The sequence below is a fragment of the Sorangium sp. So ce362 genome, assembly GCF_051519845.1.
Lineage (GTDB): Bacteria > Myxococcota_A > Polyangia > Polyangiales > Polyangiaceae > Sorangium.
The window spans coordinates 9,908,157-9,926,187 of record NZ_CP150332.1 but is presented as its reverse complement, the minus strand read 5'-3'; the positions used below and the strand labels follow the sequence as shown (position 1 = coordinate 9,926,187).

Here is an 18,031-nt window from a genome sequence, read left to right as displayed (position 1 = left end):
ATCGCCTCCGCAGGTGCAACCTGCCGAGAGCAGCAGCCCGAAAAGCGCGATGCCGACGGTGTGGTAACGACGGGCAAGCGACGTCACGGTTCGTCCATTGAAGCGCCTCATCATCGACCCTCTTCGCCACGGGGCTTCGCCAGCGGAGCGCGCGCCCCTCCGCATGGCGCGCGCCCGTCGACATCGCAGCTCGGTTTCGCTCGGCCTGTGCTCCGATCAGCCCCCGAAGAATGCCTTTGCCTGCTCTCCCAGCACGTCCTCGCCCTTCGGGCTGCTGGCGTGGCAGCCGTCGCTGACTTCGCCCGCGTCATTGTCGAGGATGAACTTCCCGAGGTAGCTCATGTTTTCGTTGATCGTCGAGTCGTTGGCCAGCTCTCGTGCCTTCATGTCAGTCCAGTCGGCGCCGCCTGCTCCCGCGATGAAGCAGTCGTGTCCTGCATTGTAGACTGGCTGACCCACGATGTAGATATGCGTGCCCGGGTTGACGTGCTGGCGCGCCGCGTTGACCATGTCACGGAGCTCTGTGTCGGTCGCCTTCTGGGACAAGATGCAGATCTGCACCATGATGGCTTTGACGACGTCTTTCCCTCCAATCGACTCCATCTTCCGGTCGAAGAGCTGCCAGGAAGAGCTGTTGGGGTTCGTCCAGTTCTGGACCACCATGGCCCCCGTTTGATAGCTGTCAGCGTTCCACATGACCTTGCCGCCAACGCGCTTGTAGCCAGTGCCGATGTTGTTGGCCATCGAGCAGCCAGTGTACGCGACCGAGTTCTCTCCCGTCGGAGGCAGGTCGTCACCCCCTCCACCCGCTCCGGCGCTGCTGCTCGTTGTCGCATGGCCACCCGTCGCTGCTCCGCCCTCGCCTGCGCCACCGGTGCCACCTCCGCCGGTGCCGCCGCTCAGGGCTCCTCCCGAGCTCGCTCCGCTGGTGCTGGCGCCTCCGACACCTGTCCCACCACCCGTCGAACCTCCGATCGCGGGACCGCTGGTGCCCGTCGTCCCTCCGGTCGCGGCGCCTCCCGACCCCGAACCGTCGTCCGGGTCACCTTCCGAAGCGCAAGCTCCGAGGTAGAGCGCGGCTATCCCGAGAGCGCAGCGGGCCAACAATCGATAGGAAAGAACAGGAGAATTCATCGTCGTCACCTTCTGTTAGGGGGCGTTGGTCAGGACCTGCGAGGACCCTCGGCTCGCGTCCGACCGTCCTTGTTCTATTGCCGCTGCGACCCGCGCGAATAGACGGCGAGATCGTCGTCGCCCCCCTTGGACAGATCTGTCACCCCCCCTCGTCGACCTCGAGAGCCATCACGATGCCCGCTTCTCCGAGGGGAGCGTCGCTGAAAAGTTCTGTTCGGTCTGACTCGGCGTCTGGCCAGCTCGCAGCCTCATGGGGTCACCTGACGGCGTTTTTCGCAGGGTCATGGGGCCACCCCAATCCTCTGCATCGCGCCCCTGCCCGCTGCCCGCCAGCACCCCGCCGAGCCCGCCGGAGGGCGAAACCGTGACCAGCCCTCCGGGGAGCCCGGAATCCACTGCATGCGACCCAAATATCCCGTGCAAGCTCCAGAGCTCCTCGCGCCTCCGCCCGACCCCGCAGCGACCCGAGCCCCCGCGCCGGTCCACCTCGATCCCGCGCCGGCCCCGGCGCCCCCGCCTCGCCTGGACACCGCGGCGCCGGACCTCCCCGCCGGGCGCCCCGACCCGCGCGGGCCGTTCCGCGCCGCTCAGGTCCGGCCAGGCGACCCGTACGAGCTGTCGCACGGACACCCCATCTTCTGCTCGCCCAGCGGCGGACGTGCCTCGGTCGCCCACCTGCTCGGCGGCGCGGTCGTCGCCTGGGATCCCGCCGTCCGCGAGGCGGGCGTCGACACGGGCTACAGCCCCGCGCCCGAGCAGCTGCGCGCGCCGCACGTGGCCGTGGGCAACGTGCCCGAGTCGCCGGGCTGGGTGGCGGGCGCGCCGGCGCTGGCCATCGAGTACGCCGACCTCGGCGAGGACGAGGCGAGCCTCGCGCAGAAGATCCACGACCTCCTGGCCGCCGGGACGCGCTGGGTCTGGGTGGTCCGCCTCGAAGCCCCGCGCCACGTCGAGGTGCACGCGCCCAGCGCGCCGCCGCGGCGCGCGCTCCCGGGAGAGCTGCTGCACGCGCCCGGCGTGCTGCAGAACCCGCTGCAGGTCGAGGCGCTCTACGAGCGGGCCGCAGCGCAGCAGGCCACACTCACCAACCTGCTGCAGCGCGAGGGCCACGCGAGCCTGGAGTCGCTCCGCGACAGAGGCCTCCGCGAGGGACGCAAAGAGGGTCTCCAGCAGGCCGTGAGGGACGTGTGCGACGTGCTCGGCATCACACTGTCGCTCGACGAGCAGGCGTCGCTCATCGAGCTCGACGGGACGGCCCTCGCAGCGCTGCTGGAGCGGCTGAAGCGCGAGCGGCGCTGGCCCCTGCCCTGACGCCCGGAGAGCTGCCCCTACAGCGAGTGCGGCGCGCCCCGCCACCGCGAGGGGCGCGCCGCGCGCTCGTCGATGGCGCGCTTGCGCTCGATGCCGGAAATCGGTTAGCCCGATAGCTCACGGCGCACGGGGCGCACGGTGGGCATGGTGCAAGGGTAATCGCCGTGGATCTCGACGCCTTGGCCGCGTCCGCCGCCCGCCGCGCGCTGCTCGGCGCGGCGCTCGCGCTCGCCCTCGGCATGGCCCCGGGCGCACGGGAGGCCGCGGCCGCAGAGCCGCTCGCCTGGGTGACACCCGACAGCGCGCGGGTCGTCTCGTGGACGGATGGCCCGGAGCAGGGCGCGCCTGCTCCGGAAGGGACGCGCGCCGCGCCCGTCGCAGCCGACCCGACCAGGCCGGTCGCGCTCACCCTACAGCAGCTGCTCCTCGTGCCCGTGGAGCCCGGCGACCGGCTGGAGGTGCGCGGAGAGGTCGCGGGCATCGGCCTCGGCTCCGGCGTCGGGGACACGCCGGACGTGATCACGTGGATGCCGCTGCCCCCGCTCAAGGGGGGGGCGCGCGACGTCGCGGTGCCGGCCTGGTCGAGCGCGCGCTTCGTCGCCGTGCGCGCGGCCGTCCCGCGCGGCGCGGAGAGCTCGCCGGTCGCGGTGCGGGTCGCGGCGCGGGAGAGCGCGCCGCTCGCCTGGTACCGCCTCGACGAGGACGTCGCCGCGTGGCTCGGCGGCCGCGCGCCCGCGCCGGCCACCGCGCCGGGCGAGGCGGGCGCGCTGCTCCGGTGGGTCGACGCCGCGCGCGCCGCGCTGTCGGCGCCGGGCGCCGCGGGCGCGCATGCCGCGCCGGCCTCCGCGCGCCTCGCGCCCGCCGCGGCCGCATGGCTCACCGCGCGCTACCTCGAGGAATCGCTGCTCCTCCGGCCGCTCGTCGAGCCTTACTTCATCGCGCGGGAGGTCGAGCTGCGCGGAGGCCGCGCAGGTCCCGATCTCCCGGCCGTCGAGCGCGCCACGCCATGGCGCTCGCTCGGGGCCGGGGCGCGGCTCGGGCTCCACGCGCCCGGCGCGGACGTGCTGCGCATCGCCCTCCGGCCGCGCGCCTACGGGGCGACGCGCGTCGTGATCCGCGCCGGCGGCGCCGTCGTGCGCGAGATCGCCTGGCGCACCGGGCCGCGGCTCGCGGACGCCGCGCGCTGGCGAGAGCCGCGGTGGATCCGGGTGCCGCTGCCGGTCGACGCGCGCGCGGCGACCGTCGACGTCGTCGAGGGAGAGATCGCCGTCGCCGCCGGCGGGTACCGGCAACGCGCCGGCGTCGCCGAGCTCCTCGCGCCGCAGCGCGACCGCGCCGCGCTGCTCGATCGCGCGGCGCAGCGCGAGCCGGCCGGCGATCGCGCGGCCCACGCCGAGGCGCCGCGGCTCCTCGCCGCCGCAGATCGGGCCGCCGCGCCGGACGCCGCGAAGGCCGCGCGTTATCTCGCAGCCCGGCCGGCCGTGCCGCCGCCGCTCCGGGCGCTGCTCCTCGCCGAGGCGGTCCGGTGGGCGCCCTCTCCCGCCGCGGCGTTCGCGCGCGCAGCGCAGGCCTACGCGGCGGCGCAGGGCGTGCCGGCGGCGAGCGCCGCTCCCCTTCAGCGCGCCGCCCTCGCGCGGCTCGCCGCGGCGCACGCCGACCCAGGCGCCGGGGCCGCGCCCTGGTCGGGGGCCGCCGGGGGGGCGGCGCGCGCGAGCACCGGCGCCGGGGCCGCGCCCCGGTCCAGCCCCGCCGGGGCGGCCGCGCCGCGCGAGCGCGCCGGCGACCGCGCGCACCCGGACGACGCCGCGGCCGTGTCCGCGCTGGGCGCAGCCCTGTCGCCGCCGCTCGATGGCCGCCGGCCAGCGGGCGCGCCGCTCGCGGAGCGCTACGCGCTCGGCCACGGCGACATCGAGAGCGCGGCGCCGCTCGCGCGCACCGCCTGGGCGCGCGAGGCCCCGTGGGACACGCTCGAGATCCCCGAGGGCGTCATCGCGTGGAGCTCGATCGCGCCGCCGCGCGACGCGCCGCCGCCCGGGGGAGCCGGCGCATCGCCGCGCGCCGCCGCGGACGCGCTCTGCGAGGCGAACGCGGCGTCCGGGCTCCGCTGGACGCTCCTCGACGCCCCGCGCGCGCAGCTCGACGTCGAGGCGCCGCCGGGCGCCCACGCGCGGGTGCTCCTCCGGAGCGCCGCGAGCGAGGTGGTCCGCGAGTCGTCGGTGCTCATCGACGGCACGCCGGCCGCGGTGCACGGCGGCGCCGGCCTCACCTCGGTCGTCGCGGTGGCGCCCGGGGTGCGCACCTTCGAGCGGCCGGCGGACGCGCCGCCGGTGCTCGCGCGCATCCCGCGCAGCGGGCGAGCTCCCTGCCGGTCGCTGCGCGAGATCGTGCAGTGGGCCCGGGTCGATGGGGCCGTGACCTTCGCGCTCCCCGACCCGGAGCGCGCCACGGTGGCGCGCGTCGTCCTCGCGCCGGCCGCCGTGATGAGCGAGGCGGCGCGAGCGCCCGGAGCGCAAGGGCAAGGCGCCACGGGGGGAGCTCCTCAGGCCGCCGGCGCGCCGCCCGCAGGCACGGGGGCGCCGTCCGCAGGCGCCGGCGCGCCGCCCGCAGGCACGGGTGCGCCGCCCGCAGGCGCCGGCGCGCCGCCCGCAGCCGGCGGCGCAGCGCGCGTGCTGCGCGTGAGCGCCGGCGCCGTCGTCCACGAGGCCTGGGTGCGCGCGGGCGCCACGGGATCCATCGAGATCCCGGTCCCCGTCGGCGCGGGCGAGCTGCGCGTCGAGACCGCCGCGCCGGCGCTGCTCCGCGCCGCCGTGCGCCTGCACCCTGCCGCGCCCGCCGCGCCGCGCGTCGTCAGGCCGGCGCGCCCGCCGCCCGGCGCGCCCGTCGACGGCACGCTCGATCAAATCCGGAGCGCCACGCGCGCCCTCCGCGCCGCGCCTTCGGCTGCCCGCGCGCCGCTCCACGCGCAGCGATCCGAGGCGCTCGATGTGCTCGGTTTCCCGGCGCTCGCCGCGCTCGATCGCGCCGCCGAGGACGACCTCGGGGACGCCGGGCAGCTCCCCGGCGCGCCGGCCGCGGGCGCGCCGCCGTCGACCGTGTTCGCCCTGCCGCCGGGCAGCCCGCCGGCGGTCGCGCTCGGCCTGCTCGCGCGCGTGCCGCCGCTCCCGCTGCCCGACGACCGCGCGCCCCTCGCTACCGCGCGCGCGGCCGGCATCGCCGGCGACCCGCGGCGCGGCGTCGCGCTGCTCGCCGGCCCCGCGGGCGGCAGCTCGGGCGCGGACGCGCTCCTGCTCGGCCTCCTCGCCGAGCGCTCCGGCGAGGCGCGGATCGCCGCCGACGCCTTCACCCGGATCGGGCTCGCCCACGGCTCCTCCGCCGCGCTCTCCCGCGCCGCGAACCTCGCCACCGACGTGGCCGCCGCCGCGCCGGCGCCCGATCGCCTGCTCACCCTGCGCGCCTTCGCGCTCGCCGAGCTCGCCGTGCAGGCGGCCGCCCGCGAGGCCGACGCGGGCCAGGGCGCGGCGCCGGCGTCCTCCGGGAACACCGCGCTTGCCGCCCCGGGCGCGGCGCCTCCCGCCGGCTTCGCGCCGGCCGCGACGTCGCCGCCGCTCCAGCTCCCGCCGGCCGCCCTCGCGCGGCTGGCGCCGGCGACCGGCTGGGCCGTGCCGCCGCGCGCCGACGCCACGGCCGGCACCGCCACGCTCGAGATCCGGGCCAGGGCCGAGCGCGATCTGCCGCTCCGCGTGCGGGTGCGCCGCGCGCTCGTCGACGCGCCGGAGGCGTCGCTCCTCATCACCGACGGCGCGCGCGCCGAGTTCCGGCTCGACCGCGCCGCCCCGGGCGCGATCGTGCTCGACGGCGTCTGCCGGGCGCTCGACCGCGAGGAGACCCCCTGCGCGTTCTCGATCACGCTCGACGGCGCGCCGGTCGCGTGCTCCGCGGCGTCCGCGCCGACGGCTGCGTCCGCGCCGATGACCGGCCGCTGCGTCGTGCAGGTGCCCAGGGGCAGCCACCGCATCGAGGCGCGGCCTCCGGCGGATCGGAGCGTCCTCGGCTGGATCCGCGCGACGGCGGCCGGTGCAGCGCAGCCCTACTCGGGCCGCGTCCTCTCGACCTGGAACGACATCGACCCGGCCCGCCCCCTGGAGCTCGCGTTCGTCGGCCCGACGGTGGTGCGCATCCGCGCCCGCGCGGCCTACGAGTGCGCCGCCACGCCCCGCGCGCGCGCCGCGCTCGCGGACGGCGGCGACCCGGCCTGCCATCCCGAGGTCGCCGCCGCCACGCCCGCCGGCCAGCTGCGCTTCTCGGTGACACCGTTCGACGTCGCGGCCCCCCCCGGCGCGCCCGGTGCGGCCCCCCCCGGCGCGCCCGGCGCGGCCCCTCCCGGCGCGCCCGGTGCGGCCCCCCCCCGGCGCGCTGGAGGAGGGGACGATCGCGCTCGACGCCTCCGAGGACCGCGAGGCGCGCCGCCTGGGCGTCACGCGCGAGCCGTTCTTCTGGCTCGGCGGCGAGGTCGAGTCCCGCGTCGCCGTCCTCCCCGAGGGCCCGCACGTGCTGCGCGTCGCCTCGCCCGGCGGCAGGGCGCTGCTCCGCGTCGAGCTCGCCGTCGCCAACGGCGCGCCTCGCCCGCGCGTGCCGCCGCCCGCGCCGCCGTCGCCCGCGCCCTTCGCGCCCGCCGACGAGCCGCTCCGGCCGGCGCCCCCGGTGGGAGAGGACCCGGACGTGGGGCCGCTCTCCGTCGGCGCCTACGCGCGCCTCGTCGACAGCGAGCTCACGGAGGAAGATCTCCGCCTGCCGCTCCGCTTCCTCGAGCTCGGCGTCGACGTGCACCGCGAGCTCATCGAGCGGCGCGCCTGGGTCGCGGCCGCGGGGTTCGGGCGCCTGCGCGACGGGCCGGAGAGCGTCGGCGCCGAGGCGCGCTTCGATCTCGGCTCGAGCGGCTGGGTCCCCGGCGTCGCGCTGAGCGGTCGCCTCGTCCTCCAGCCGGGCGCCGGGGGCGCGCTGGGTGGCAGGGCGAGCGCGAGCGCGTTCTGGTCGATCCCGCTGGGCGAGCTCACGCTCTCGCCCTGGGCAGGCTTCACGCTGCTCGCGGTCGACGAGTCGCTCCGCGGCCTCCCGGGCGCCGACAAGGACATCTTCACCCCGTACGCCGCCGAGCACCGGACGCAGGCCTCGGTCGGCGCGCGCCTGCGGCACCGGCCGTTCGTCGACGCGCTCGTCACGGCGGGCACGTCGCTGCGCCTGAGCCCGGTGCCGTCGACGCTCGACCGCATCGACGCGACGCTCGATCTCGATCTGCTCCCCGGCCGCGGGCTGTTCCCGTGGATCCAGCTCGGCTGGCTCGCGAGCTACCGGCCCGAGAACGAGACGCGCGACGAGGCGTTCCTGCGTGACGCGTTCACCGCGGGGCTCACGTTCTGGAGCTGGCTCTCGCGCGGACACCGCGTGTCGCTGGGCGCGGAAGGGACGTTCCTGTTCGACATCCCGAGCCCCGCAGAGACGTCCCCCCGCCTCTCGGCGCTGCTCTTCGCCCGCTACGACACCACCGCCGGCCGCGGCCTCCGCGACTTCCCGCCGCGCGTGACCCCGTTCCGCGACCGGCAGGAGGAGGGGAGCGGGAGCATCGAGCGGGAGCGGCCCGCGGTCGAGCCCTCGTGGGAAGACCCATGAGACATGTCGTGAAGTAAGCCAGGTGTGCAGTCCACGTGTTCCTGCGCAGCCGGCGGAGCCGGCGTCGACCCCTCTCCACGCCCGGGGGGCGTCGGGTTTGTCACTCCCCAGCTGTCCGGCGCCACGATACTCTCGGCGAGCTACGAGGTTTCTCGCCGGAACGTATGACAGTCGAGCTGATTCAGGCAATTGTTCGCCAGACCACTGTCCTCATCGCTCAGCTGGCGACCTCGGGGGGCTGGCGTGCCCCCCTGGCCCAGCTCGCGGACCAGGTGTTCCAGGACCTGGCGACCGAGCTCGAGCGACAGGGAGTCAGCCGCAAGGTGGGCGCCGACATGTTCGGCATGGGGCTCCGGAGCTATCAGCGACGGGTCCGGCGGATCACCGAGAGCTCGGTCGAGCGCGGCCGCTCGCTCTGGGAGGCCGTGCTGGACCACATCCGCCGCCGGGGGATCACGCCGCGGGCCGAGATCCTGCGGGCGTTCGCCGCCGAGGATGATGTCCTGCTGCGCGGGGTGCTCTTCGACCTCTGCGAGAGCCGCCTGATCTTCCAGGCGGGGCAGGGAGCTCAGGTGGTGTATCGCGCGGTGTCCGACGACGAGCTCGGCGCGCTTCGCGCGATTCGCTCCGGCGAGGGCGTGGACGAGCTCGTCGTGGCGATCATCTATCGGGAGGGCCCGCTCACGCGCGACGATCTGGCGCAGCGGACGCACATCGATCGTTCGGAGCTCGATGGCGCCCTGAAGCGCCTGGTGGAATCGGCGCGAGTCGAGCGGACCGGTGAAGATGCCGGAGCGACGTACAGCGCCGCGAGCCTCTACGTGCTGCTCGGCTCGCCCGTGGGGTGGGAGGCGGCGATCTTCGATCACTACCAGGCGATGGTGAAGACCATCCTGTGCCGGTTGCGCGAGGATCGCACCGCGCCCGGCCTCGCCGACCGCGTCGGGGGGAGCACCTATACTCTCGACGTGTGGCCCGGCCATCCGCACGAACAGCGGGCCTACGAGACGCTGGGGCGCCTGCGCGCCCAGCTTGTCGAGCTGCGCGAGCAGATCGAAGCATTCAACGCGACGCACGAGACGCCGGACAGGTACACGCAGGTCGTGCTGTACGTCGGACAGTGCTTGATCCAGCAGGACATGGGGGGCGGCGATGAGGCCTAGTGGGGTCGCGACGGCGTGCCTCCTCGCGGGCGTGACGGGCGCGGCGCTGCTGGCCCCGGCCTGCAAGGGCGTGGGCCCGCAAACCGGGAGCGAGACCAACTTTCTCACGAGCTGCGATGCCAGCTGCGGGGACGGTCTCGCCTGCATCTGCGGCGTCTGCACGCGCGCCTGTTCGGTCGCCGACGAATGCACGGGGCTCGCCTCCGGCGCCGAGTGCGTGGCCGTGGCGGAGCGGCCTACCGAGGCGGCGTGCGCCGCGACCGAGAGCGCTGCGTTCTGCGATCTCTCCTGCAGCGATGATGCCGCCTGCGAGTCGCTCGGTGAGCCGGGCGGCGCGCCGTTCCGTTGCCAGGGCGGCTTCTGCCGAGCGCCCGGCGGTGGCGGCACGGCGACCGCCTGCCCGGTCACCACCCTCGCGCCCGGCGACAACGACCGCACGGTGACGGTCGGGGACACGACCCGCAGCTACGTCGTTCGCCTCCCTGCGAGCTACACGGGGGCGAGCCCCATGCCGCTGGTGCTCGATTACCATACGCTCGGCGGGACCCCGGCGGCGGAGGCCGAGGCCTCGGGGTACCGCGAGCTCGCCGAGAGCGAAGGATTCATCGTCGCGTGGCCGCAGGGCATCGACGGCGCGTGGAACATCGGTCCGTGTTGCACGACGTCACGCGACGTCGACGACGTGGGGTTCGCGCGTGCCCTGGTCCAGCAAGTCCAGACGGAGGCGTGCGTCGACGTCAAGCGGGTCTATGCCGTGGGCGTCGCGAACGGCGGCGGGATGGCCTACCACCTGGCCTGCAACGCGGCGGACGTCTTTGCCGGAGTCGCTCCCAGCGCCTTCGACCTTCTGGCCGAGTCGGAGCAGCCCTGCCAGCCGGCGCGGCCGGTGACCGAGATCTCGTTCCGGGGTACCGCGGACGTGCTGGTGCCCTACGAGGGCGGAGCTCAGCAGGCGCCGAACGGCGCGAACATCACCTTTCTCGGCGCCGTCGGCACCTTCGAGCGGTGGGCCGAGCTGAACCGGTGCACGGGAACCCCGAGCGCGGCGGACAGCAACGGTTGCTCGACCTACTCGAGCTGCGCGGGCGGCGCGGAGGTGACGCTGTGCACAACGCAGGGCGGCGGCATGGCCTGGGGGAGCCCCGAGATCGGGTGGGCCACGCTGAAGCGGCATTCGCTGCCGTGAGCGCGTAACGGACGACATTTCCCTGCCTCTCCTCTGTGTCCTCTGGGGTTCATTCTCGCTCTTCGAGCGGATCGGTGCCCCCTTCAGAACGGCACGCACGGCGTGACCTCCCTCATCAACGGAGCCGCTCGAGCTCGCCCTTCACGGCCGCGAGGCGCGCCTCGCGCTGCGCCCCGAGCTGCTCGACGCGGCGCCGGGCGCCGGACAGCTCGTCTTCCAGCGCGAGGATGCGGACGACCAGCGGATTCGCGCCCGCCGGCGAGCCGCTCTTGTCGCCGAGCGCCTCGAGGTGCTCGCGCAAGCGCGCGAGATCGCTCTCGATCCGGTCGATGCGCGAGCGCTCGGCCGCCGTCTCCTTGTCGGTCCGCTCCACGTCCTCGAACAGCCTCGCCGCGGCGCCCAGCGTGACGCGGTCCGCGGCGGACAGCGCGGTGACGTCGGACTTCTCCCGCAGCACGCGCGCCGACAGCGAGCGCACGCTGACCGAGCGCTGGAGCGCCTCGTCGAGGGTCACCTCGCGCTCCAGCTTGCTCCGCGGCGCGACGCGCAGGACGCCGAGCGGCTTCTCGCTCGCCTCGTCGAAGTCCACCGCGTCGAAGCCGCGCACGCTGGCGTTCTTCACGATGTCGAGCGCCACGTAGACGCGCCGCTCCTGGCCGCCGCGGTTCTCGACCACGTACCTGCGCCTGTGCTTGCGGACGAAGTGTTCCTTCAGGGCCTCGCCCTGGAAGACGAGCTTCTGCGTGACGTCCTCCGCGCGCCGGTCGGCCGCCCGGAGCTCGACGTCGAGATCGGCGCCGAACAGGAGGAACGTGCGCTCGCCCGGCTTGAGGCGGGGGAGCCCCGTCTCCCCGGCGAAGCCGCTCGCCTCGTAGACGGCGATCGGCCCCGCGGGCAGCGTCTGCCGGGTCGTGTTCGCGAGCCGCGCGCCGCTGCGGCCCCGCTCCTCCTCGCCGCCGAACCACGTGAGCCGCTGCGTCTCGACGTCCTGCTGCGTGAAGGGGACGAGCGCCGAGCCGTGGGGGCGCAGGTGGAGCCCCCCGGCCAGCCGGTACGTGAACAGCGCGCCGTTCTCGACGCCGGCCGCCTGCGCGAGGTCGGCGAGGTTGCCGATGCTGAGGACCTCGCTCTCGCCGGTGCTCCCTCAAGGGGAGCGCCGGCGGCGCGTCCGGCGAGGCCGCGGGCGACACGTGACATCCGGCGCTCAGCGCGAGAATGCAGAGCGCGACGGCTCGACGGCGAGCCGGGGTCAGACTGACCAGCATGCGTGTCATGACATCTCGGGGGGCGTCGAGGTTCCCGGGCGCCGGGTCGACGCGCCTTCCCGCGGCGGGAGCGCTCCGGGGGCGCTCCTCGGGCCGGGGGGCGGGGCCATTTGACCGGGGAGGCCTGCGCGTGGGAGAACGCCCGGTCCTCGGCCGATGACGTTCGTCCCGCTGCAGCCGCCCGATCTGCCCCCCATCCGCGCGCGGGGGACGCCGCGCTGCCGCGGCTGCGGTTTGCCGCGATCGATGTGCCTCTGCGCCGCGCTGCCCCGGCTCGCGGTGCGCACGCGCGTCGTGCTGCTCACCCACCGGATCGAGCGCACGAGGAGCACCAACACGGGTCGGCTCGTCGCGCGCCTTGTCGAGGGCGCGGAGGTGCGCGTGCGCGGCGAGATCGAGCCGCGGCCGCGCCTGCCGCTGCCGGAGGGGCGCCGGCTCGTGCTGTTCCCGTCGCCCGGGGCGCGCGCCCTCTCGCCCGACGACGCGCGCGGCGAGCCGGTGGTGTTGCTCGTCCCGGACGGCAGCTGGAACCAGGCGCGCCGGGCGGTTCACCGCGATGCGGACGCGCAGGGCGCCGAGCCGGTCACGCTGCCGCAGGGCGCGCCGAGCCGCTACGGGCTGCGGCGCGCTCCGCGCGAGGGCGCCCTGTCGACGCTGGAGGCCGTCGCGCGCGCGCTCGGCGTGCTCGAGGGCGCGGCGGTCGAGCGGCGGATGATGGAGGCGTTCGACGTGTGGGTGCACCGCGCGACGCGCGTGCGGCTCACCGGAAAGCTGGAGGACGGGGCGGCGGGCCGGGGAGAAGGCGACGGCACCGAGGTCCTCGTGGGGCGGGAGCTCGACGGCTCGGAGAGCGGGTGAGCGTTCGCGCGCCGGTCACCGGAAGTTCTGCACCGCCCAGACGCTGCCATCCGGGAAGGTGTGGAATCCGCAAGCCACCTTTGTGTACTCGGTGTTGCTCATGTTGAGGTAGTGGCCGTGGGCATTGAAATCCTCGCCGGGCCCCTCGTCCCACATGAGCTGCAGGCACGGGACGATCATGGATTCGGGGGGGCCGCCCCAGCCGGGGCATTCGTTCTGAGCTCGCTCGTCGCAAGCGCCGAACGCGCCGTGCGGCTTGTTGGCGTTCCCGTCGGACTCGGACTCTCCATCGGAGCACGACTCCGCCTCGCTCCAGCGCGCCAGGGGAGGCAAGCCGAGCGTGGCGCGGTGCTGGTTGATCGTATCGACGCACAGCTGCGCCGCGCCGGTCGAGCCGCCGGAGCCGCCGGAGCCGCCGGTGCCGCCGCCGCCGGAGCCGCCGGTGCCGCCGCCGCCGGAGCCGCCGGTGCCGCCCGCGGGTGAGCCGCCGGAGCCGCCGGAGCCGCCGGAGCCGCCGGAGCCGCCGGTGCCCGCGGTGGTCGAGCCGGCGCTGCCCCCGGCGCCCGCGGTGCTCGAGCCGGCGCTGCCCCCGGTGCCCGCGGTGGTCGAGCCGGCGCTGCCCCCGGTGCCCGCGGTGGTCGAGCCGTCGCTGCCCCCGGCGCCCGCGGTGGTCGAGCTGGCGCTGCCCCCGGTGCCCGCGGTGGTCGAGCCGGCGGTGCCGCCGGCGGGTGAGCCGCCGGTGCCATCGCTGTCTCCGGAGCCCGCGGCGGTCGAGCCGCCGGTGCTGGTGGTCGGCCCGCCGCCCGGCGGTCCGTTATCGCTGCCGACACCGGCGCCGCTCGTCGGGCCGCTCTCTTCGCCCTCGGTCAGCACGCTGCCCAGCTCGCCAATGCAGCCCGACAGCACAGAGGCAATGAACGTCGCGGCGAGCGCGATGGTGCATGAGCGCGTCGAAGTATCAAGCATCTGTCGATGCTATGAGGCTTTGGATTCACGCTCAACGTATACCGATCATGCTGCACTTTTGCATGCTGAGAGCGGTTCAGGCGCAGTCGGTGAGCTTGCAGCGTTTCTGTGCGGAGAGAAGCGTCGGTATCGCACAGGGGTGTGTTGGCCGGCTTTCAATTCCAGTCGGACGGGATAATGCCGACTGGCTGAGGCGAAGAGAAACGCGCCAAGATGCCAGGAGAAGAGATCTTTCTTCTTCTCTTGGCGTCCTTGGCGCCTTGGCGGTTCAATCCGCTTCCGCTGGAGGATGACGAGCGCACCACGACGCCCATCACGGCGCGCCGCGCCTCCGCTGGAGAAAGACGATCAGCGCCCCGGCGAGCGCGTTCGCCACCATGAGCGAGTTCGTCGCCACGAAGACCCAGTTCCCGACAAGCCAGCTGTAGACGACGAACCCGGTCGAGGCGGCCAGCTGGCCGAGGAAGAGCCACCTGGAAACACCCTCGCTCGTCTTGCTCTTCCACTGCTTGTGGACCTGCTTGCCGACCGTCAGGACGAGGATGACGGAGCTGATCCAGCCGATTGCTTCCACCATGGTCGACCGCCGAACTGCCGCTCGCGGGTCCCGGGTCGGCGCGCCGCGCGCCGCCGCGAACACAAGAAGAAGAGCCGCGAGGGCTGGGAGGGCACAGGGCCTCCGCCGCCCCGCGCCCTCGCCTGCCTCCGCGGCTCAACCCCGGTCTATCGCGCTCCCGCTCTCCGCCAGAGCTGGCCCCGTCAGCCCAGGTTCGCGCCGTTCGCGCGCCTCGCGTGCCTCGCGTGGCTCGCCCTGTCCGCGGATGTCTTCTTGTAACCCGCCGGGAGGAGCGCCTCGTAGCCCTCGGCCAGCCGCTGCTCGAACTCCGCCTTCATCTCCTTGCCGAGCTCCGTGAGGCGCTTCTCGTCGATGGCCTTCTCGACCTTGGGGAAGAGCTCCTTCTCCTCCTCCTCGACGTGGTGCTGAATGAGCTCCTTCAGCGTCGTCACGCGAGCCTTGAACGAGATGTCCTCCGGGTCCGTCGCGAGCAGCCGCTTCAGGGCGAGCTCGGCGATGGCGTGCTCCTCGTAGCTCTCGAGGATCAGGTCCTCCTTGACCTGCCGCACGGCGGGATAGAAGCGCTCCTGCTCGATCGCCATGTGCGCGACAAGCTCGTTGGCGAGCTCGGCGAGCAAAGGCGCCGGCTCCGACTTGCCGCCCTCGAGCTGCTTGAAGAGAGACTCCACCTTGCGATGCTGCTTCTCGAGCAATGACGTTGCTTTCATCTTCCTGCCTCCACCTTGCGAGCCGCGCCTCGGCGCGGCCGGGTCTTTGGGGTTCACGAAAGGCCGCGGAGGATCTCGTGCATCTCGCGCGTGGACCCTCCGGTCGGATCTCCTCGCAGCGCAGCGCAACGCGCGGTGGGGGCGAGCGGCCTGGCCCAGCCGCCACCGCGCGAACAGCAGGAGACCACCTCGGCGCTGCGCGCCCCTCTGCCGGCGCGCCGGTCCTCGACCAGCGCGCCGGCAGACGAGGCCGGCCCTGCTAGTCCGTCTTCTCCTCGACCTTGTCGCCCGCCTCCTCGGCGGCATCACCGGCCGACTCCGCCGCGTCCTTCGTCTCGTCCTTGACGTCGCGCGCAGCGTCGTCCACAGCCTCGCCCGCCTTCTCGGCCGGCCCCTCCGGCTGAGGCTTGCTGCCACCGCAACCCACGATCACCATGCCGCCCAAGAGCAGCGACAGATACACTGTTTTCACGGTACCATCTCCTCCGAGATCGAGCGCGACCGGCGGCGTCTACCCCCGGGCGCGTTCAGCGGTTCTCCAACGACCCTCGACGCTTGCTTCAGCTTCTTCCGCCCAGCAATGCCCGGGCCAGCAAGGATCAAGCCCCCGCGCGTACTCCTCCGCGCCGCGCCCGCGCTCCGGAGCGAAAACCCTGAGACATATCGCCTCGACCGTGGCGTCCTGCGACGCGCAACGGCCGCTCGCTCGCCGGGGGCGCGGCGCCCCGCGAAGGCGTTCAGCGCAGGCGCCGGCGAGGTCCCGCGCCGCGGCGCGGGCGCATTCGCTTGGCCTCGGCGCGGATCGGCGCAAGACTCCGCCCTGGAACGCGACATGATCCACGACATCGCCCGCGCGCTCAGCGCCATCTTCACAGGCGAGCGAGCCCGCCTGCTGCACGTGATCGTTCCGGCGCACGTGCACGGGCACACGCTGGCGCTGCTGCGGGCGCTCGGCGAAGCAGGCCCGGCGCCCCGTCCCGTGTGGGTCCTGGCCGACCCCTTCTACGGGCCCAGCCAGGGCTGGGCCGCCCGCGAACGCGCGCTGGCGCGCGAGCTCGGCGCCCCGGCGATGCCCGGTGATCCCACGGCGACGCCCGAGCCCGGGCCCCTGCGCGAGCCGCTCGACGCGTTCGCGGGCGCCCTCGCGGCCCACCTCGCCGCCCGCGCGCCGGACGCGGGCGCCGTCGTGGTGCTCGCGCCACAGCACATCGACGATCCCCGCGCGTATGCCCGCGACGTCCTCTGGCTCGCGCAGGGGCCCGAGCTCGCGCTCGTGCGCTGGGTCCTCGTCGATCCGGTCCACTCGAGCGTCGGCGACCTGCTCGCGCGCTTCGGCGACGGCGCGTCCCGCGTCGTGTGGCCGGAGGCCGACAGCGCGGCCCTGGTCGATCTCGAGCGCCTGCTCACCGATCTCTCGGCCCGCGGGCAGCGCCTCCCCGTCGACCTCGAGAACCGTATCGCGCCCGACTCCCCCCTTCGCGCTCCGGAGCTCCTCCAGGCGCGGCGCCTCCTGCATGAGGCCGACAAGTGCTTTCACGCGGGACGGCACACCGAGGCTGCGCAGCTCCAGCAGCAAGCCGAGGAGATGCTGATGGGCCGCGGGCTGGGCGAGGAGGCGATTCACGTCGCCATGCAGCGCGCGCGCTCGCTCATCGGCGCGGGCGTTGTCGACGAGGGACATCGGGTGTTCATCGCCGCGCTGAAGGAGGCAGAGCGGCGCGGGCTGTTCGCGATCGTCCCCGAGGCTTATGCCTCGCTCGGCAGCCTGCACAGCAAGCAACGCCGCTTCCTCGACGCGTCGGAGGCGTACGCCCGCGCCGGAGACCTCGCGGACCGCCGCGGCAGCCACCAGTTCGCGGCGGACATGCACCGCTGCTCCGGGCACGCGGCGCTGAACGCCGACATGCCGGACGCCGCCGCGAAGTCGTGGCGGCGGGCCTTCGAGCTGCTCGGATCCGCGGCGCCGACCGTCGGCGCGCTGGAGAAACCCCAGCAGATCGTCATCCTCGGGCTCGCCCTCGCCGACGTCTTCGAGACGCACGGCAACCTGCCCGCCGCGCGCGGGCTGCGGGGCCACGCCGAGGCCATCGAGACCCGCAACCCGCGGCGCTCGGAGACGTGGAGCTGACGCCGGGCTCCGCCTGACGAGGTGCGGTCTCCTGACGAGGTGCGGTATCCACGGCGCTCCCGCGAGGGGAGCCGCGTCGCTGACGCGGCGGGCTCCGGGGCTCGTCGGGCGGTGACGCGCGAAGGAGAGCCCGGGGTCAGCTCGCGCCGGAGCGCTCGGCGACGAGGAGCCGTGTGTTGGCGGCCGGGTTGGACGAGGCGATGGGGGCTCCGAACTGCCGGGCCCAGTCCTCCCCGCCGGTGTCGCGCAATGCGCGGAACCCGGCCCGCTCGACCTCGGCGAGCATCACCTCGCGCCGGCGGAAGCCGACGAGCGGCTCGCTCCAGATCCGCGCGATCAGGCTGCCAACGAGGCCCAGGCGGCGCCGCGCCTCGGGCTCCATGTAGTTCACGAGGAGGACGCTGCCCGGCGCCGAGGCGTCGGCGAGCGACCGCAGCGTCGCCCGGAGCGCGTCGTCCGACAGGTACATCACGACCCCCTCCCATATCCACACGGTGGGCTCGTCCGGCCGGTGACCGGCCGAAAGAAGGCACGTGGCGAGCGCGTCGCGCTCGAAATCGACCGGCACGTACGTCAGCTTCTCCACGACCGGCGACAGCCCCGCTGCCTTGCTCTGCTTGAACGCCTGTGTCGCCGGGTGATCGATCTCGAAGAAATGAGTCGCCGAGAGCGCCTTCATCCGGAATGCGCGCGTGTCGAGGCCGGCCCCCAGGCTCGCGACCTGCCGGCACCCGAGCGCCACGGCGCCCTCCAGCTCCACGTCGATGGCCCGCACCCGCAGCGGGACCGAGGAGAGCCGGGCCAGGATGCGCGCGCGCTTCGCGGGGGCCATGCGCCGGAGCTGCCGCGCGATCAGCGTCAGCGCGGCGCTCCACCCGCGCGACAGGAGCCGGTGCACGACGGGGTCCTCGAAGCCCGGCACATCGGTGAGGCCCTGGTCCGCGAGCGCCCGGATGAGCGCGACAGTGGCGGCGGTCTGGCTGGGACGACGCTCACGCATGCCTCGTGAATAGCGTCAGCCGCCGACATTTCAATGCGCGAGCGACGCCGAGCGACGCCACGGAAGCGC

At 74.6% G+C, this 18,031-nt stretch carries 18 protein-coding genes; 7 read left to right on the top strand and 11 right to left on the bottom strand.

What is annotated here, in order from left to right; genetic code table 11:
- Positions 1-216 precede the first annotated feature (216 nt).
- A complete protein-coding gene (locus WMF17_RS38215) occupies positions 217-744 on the bottom strand; it encodes a hypothetical protein (protein WP_437598326.1) in 528 nt (175 codons plus the stop codon).
- Positions 745-1,533: 789 nt separating this feature from the next.
- Between WMF17_RS38215 and WMF17_RS38210 the strand changes: the two genes are divergently transcribed.
- Entirely contained in the window at positions 1,534-2,445 is a 912-nt protein-coding gene (locus tag WMF17_RS38210) for a Uma2 family endonuclease (protein WP_437645927.1), read from the top strand.
- A gap of 410 nt (positions 2,446-2,855) precedes the next feature.
- Here WMF17_RS38210 and WMF17_RS38205 read toward each other — a convergent pair whose 3' ends face one another.
- The 4 genes from WMF17_RS38205 to WMF17_RS38190 are packed head-to-tail and all read right to left on the bottom strand — an operon-like array spanning position 2,856 to position 6,460.
- Positions 2,856-4,346: a hypothetical protein gene (locus WMF17_RS38205; RefSeq protein WP_437645926.1), complete on the bottom strand. Its 1,491-nt coding sequence runs from the start codon at positions 4,344-4,346 to the stop codon at positions 2,856-2,858.
- Positions 4,331-4,972: a hypothetical protein gene (locus tag WMF17_RS38200; RefSeq protein ID WP_437645925.1), complete on the bottom strand. Its 642-nt coding sequence runs from the start codon at positions 4,970-4,972 to the stop codon at positions 4,331-4,333. The genes WMF17_RS38205 and WMF17_RS38200 overlap by 16 nt, the downstream gene beginning before the upstream one ends.
- Positions 4,973-4,984: 12 nt before the next feature.
- Positions 4,985-5,335, bottom strand: a complete 351-nt coding sequence (locus WMF17_RS38195) for a hypothetical protein (protein WP_437645923.1) — start codon at positions 5,333-5,335, stop codon at positions 4,985-4,987.
- Positions 5,336-5,341: 6 nt separating this feature from the next.
- Entirely contained in the window at positions 5,342-6,460 is a 1,119-nt protein-coding gene (locus WMF17_RS38190) for a hypothetical protein (protein ID WP_437645921.1), read from the bottom strand.
- Between the two features lie 377 nt (positions 6,461-6,837).
- Here WMF17_RS38190 and WMF17_RS38185 point away from each other — a divergent pair, with 377 nt between their 5' ends.
- The 3 genes from WMF17_RS38185 to WMF17_RS38175 all read left to right on the top strand — a co-directional run bounded on the left by WMF17_RS38185 (position 6,838) and on the right by WMF17_RS38175 (position 10,461).
- Entirely contained in the window at positions 6,838-8,112 is a 1,275-nt protein-coding gene (locus WMF17_RS38185; RefSeq protein ID WP_437645919.1) for a hypothetical protein, read from the top strand.
- 164 nt (positions 8,113-8,276) lie between these two features.
- Positions 8,277-9,275, top strand: a complete 999-nt coding sequence (locus WMF17_RS38180; RefSeq protein ID WP_437598323.1) for a hypothetical protein — start codon at positions 8,277-8,279, stop codon at positions 9,273-9,275.
- On the top strand, positions 9,265-10,461 hold the full coding sequence (locus tag WMF17_RS38175) for an alpha/beta hydrolase family esterase (RefSeq protein ID WP_437598322.1): 1,197 nt from the start codon (positions 9,265-9,267) through the stop codon (positions 10,459-10,461). The genes WMF17_RS38180 and WMF17_RS38175 overlap by 11 nt, the downstream gene beginning before the upstream one ends.
- Positions 10,462-10,576: 115 nt before the next feature.
- Here the strand turns inward: WMF17_RS38175 and WMF17_RS38170 are convergent, their stop codons facing one another.
- Positions 10,577-11,137: a hypothetical protein gene (locus WMF17_RS38170; protein ID WP_437645917.1), complete on the bottom strand. Its 561-nt coding sequence runs from the start codon at positions 11,135-11,137 to the stop codon at positions 10,577-10,579.
- Positions 11,138-11,149: 12 nt separating this feature from the next.
- On the opposite strand from WMF17_RS38170, the gene WMF17_RS38165 reads away from it, so the two are divergent.
- Both WMF17_RS38165 and WMF17_RS38160 read left to right on the top strand, forming a co-directional pair.
- Positions 11,150-11,719, top strand: coding sequence for a hypothetical protein (locus WMF17_RS38165; RefSeq protein WP_437645915.1), 570 nt, complete (start codon positions 11,150-11,152; stop codon positions 11,717-11,719).
- Positions 11,720-11,882: 163 nt separating this feature from the next.
- Positions 11,883-12,584 carry a tRNA-uridine aminocarboxypropyltransferase gene (locus WMF17_RS38160; RefSeq protein WP_437645914.1) on the top strand — a complete coding sequence of 234 codons (702 nt, stop codon included), beginning with the start codon at positions 11,883-11,885 and terminating at the stop codon, positions 12,582-12,584.
- Between the two features lie 15 nt (positions 12,585-12,599).
- Here WMF17_RS38160 and WMF17_RS38155 read toward each other — a convergent pair whose 3' ends face one another.
- The 4 genes from WMF17_RS38155 to WMF17_RS38140 form a co-directional block, all read right to left on the bottom strand.
- Positions 12,600-13,550 carry a CAP domain-containing protein gene (locus tag WMF17_RS38155; RefSeq protein WP_437645912.1) on the bottom strand — a complete coding sequence of 317 codons (951 nt, stop codon included), beginning with the start codon at positions 13,548-13,550 and terminating at the stop codon, positions 12,600-12,602.
- A gap of 313 nt (positions 13,551-13,863) precedes the next feature.
- Entirely contained in the window at positions 13,864-14,127 is a 264-nt protein-coding gene (locus tag WMF17_RS38150) for a hypothetical protein (protein WP_437598315.1), read from the bottom strand.
- 182 nt (positions 14,128-14,309) lie between these two features.
- Positions 14,310-14,834 (bottom strand): hemerythrin domain-containing protein, encoded by a 525-nt coding sequence (locus WMF17_RS38145; RefSeq protein ID WP_437645910.1) that lies wholly within the window; start codon positions 14,832-14,834, stop codon positions 14,310-14,312.
- 259 nt (positions 14,835-15,093) lie between these two features.
- Entirely contained in the window at positions 15,094-15,306 is a 213-nt protein-coding gene (locus WMF17_RS38140; RefSeq protein ID WP_437598313.1) for a hypothetical protein, read from the bottom strand.
- Positions 15,307-15,666: 360 nt separating this feature from the next.
- Here WMF17_RS38140 and WMF17_RS38135 point away from each other — a divergent pair, with 360 nt between their 5' ends.
- Positions 15,667-16,962: a hypothetical protein gene (locus WMF17_RS38135; RefSeq protein WP_437598312.1), complete on the top strand. Its 1,296-nt coding sequence runs from the start codon at positions 15,667-15,669 to the stop codon at positions 16,960-16,962.
- Between the two features lie 136 nt (positions 16,963-17,098).
- On the opposite strand, the gene WMF17_RS38130 is transcribed toward WMF17_RS38135, so the two are convergent.
- Positions 17,099-17,962, bottom strand: a complete 864-nt coding sequence (locus WMF17_RS38130; RefSeq protein WP_437598310.1) for a class I SAM-dependent methyltransferase — start codon at positions 17,960-17,962, stop codon at positions 17,099-17,101.
- Positions 17,963-18,031 lie beyond the last annotated feature (69 nt).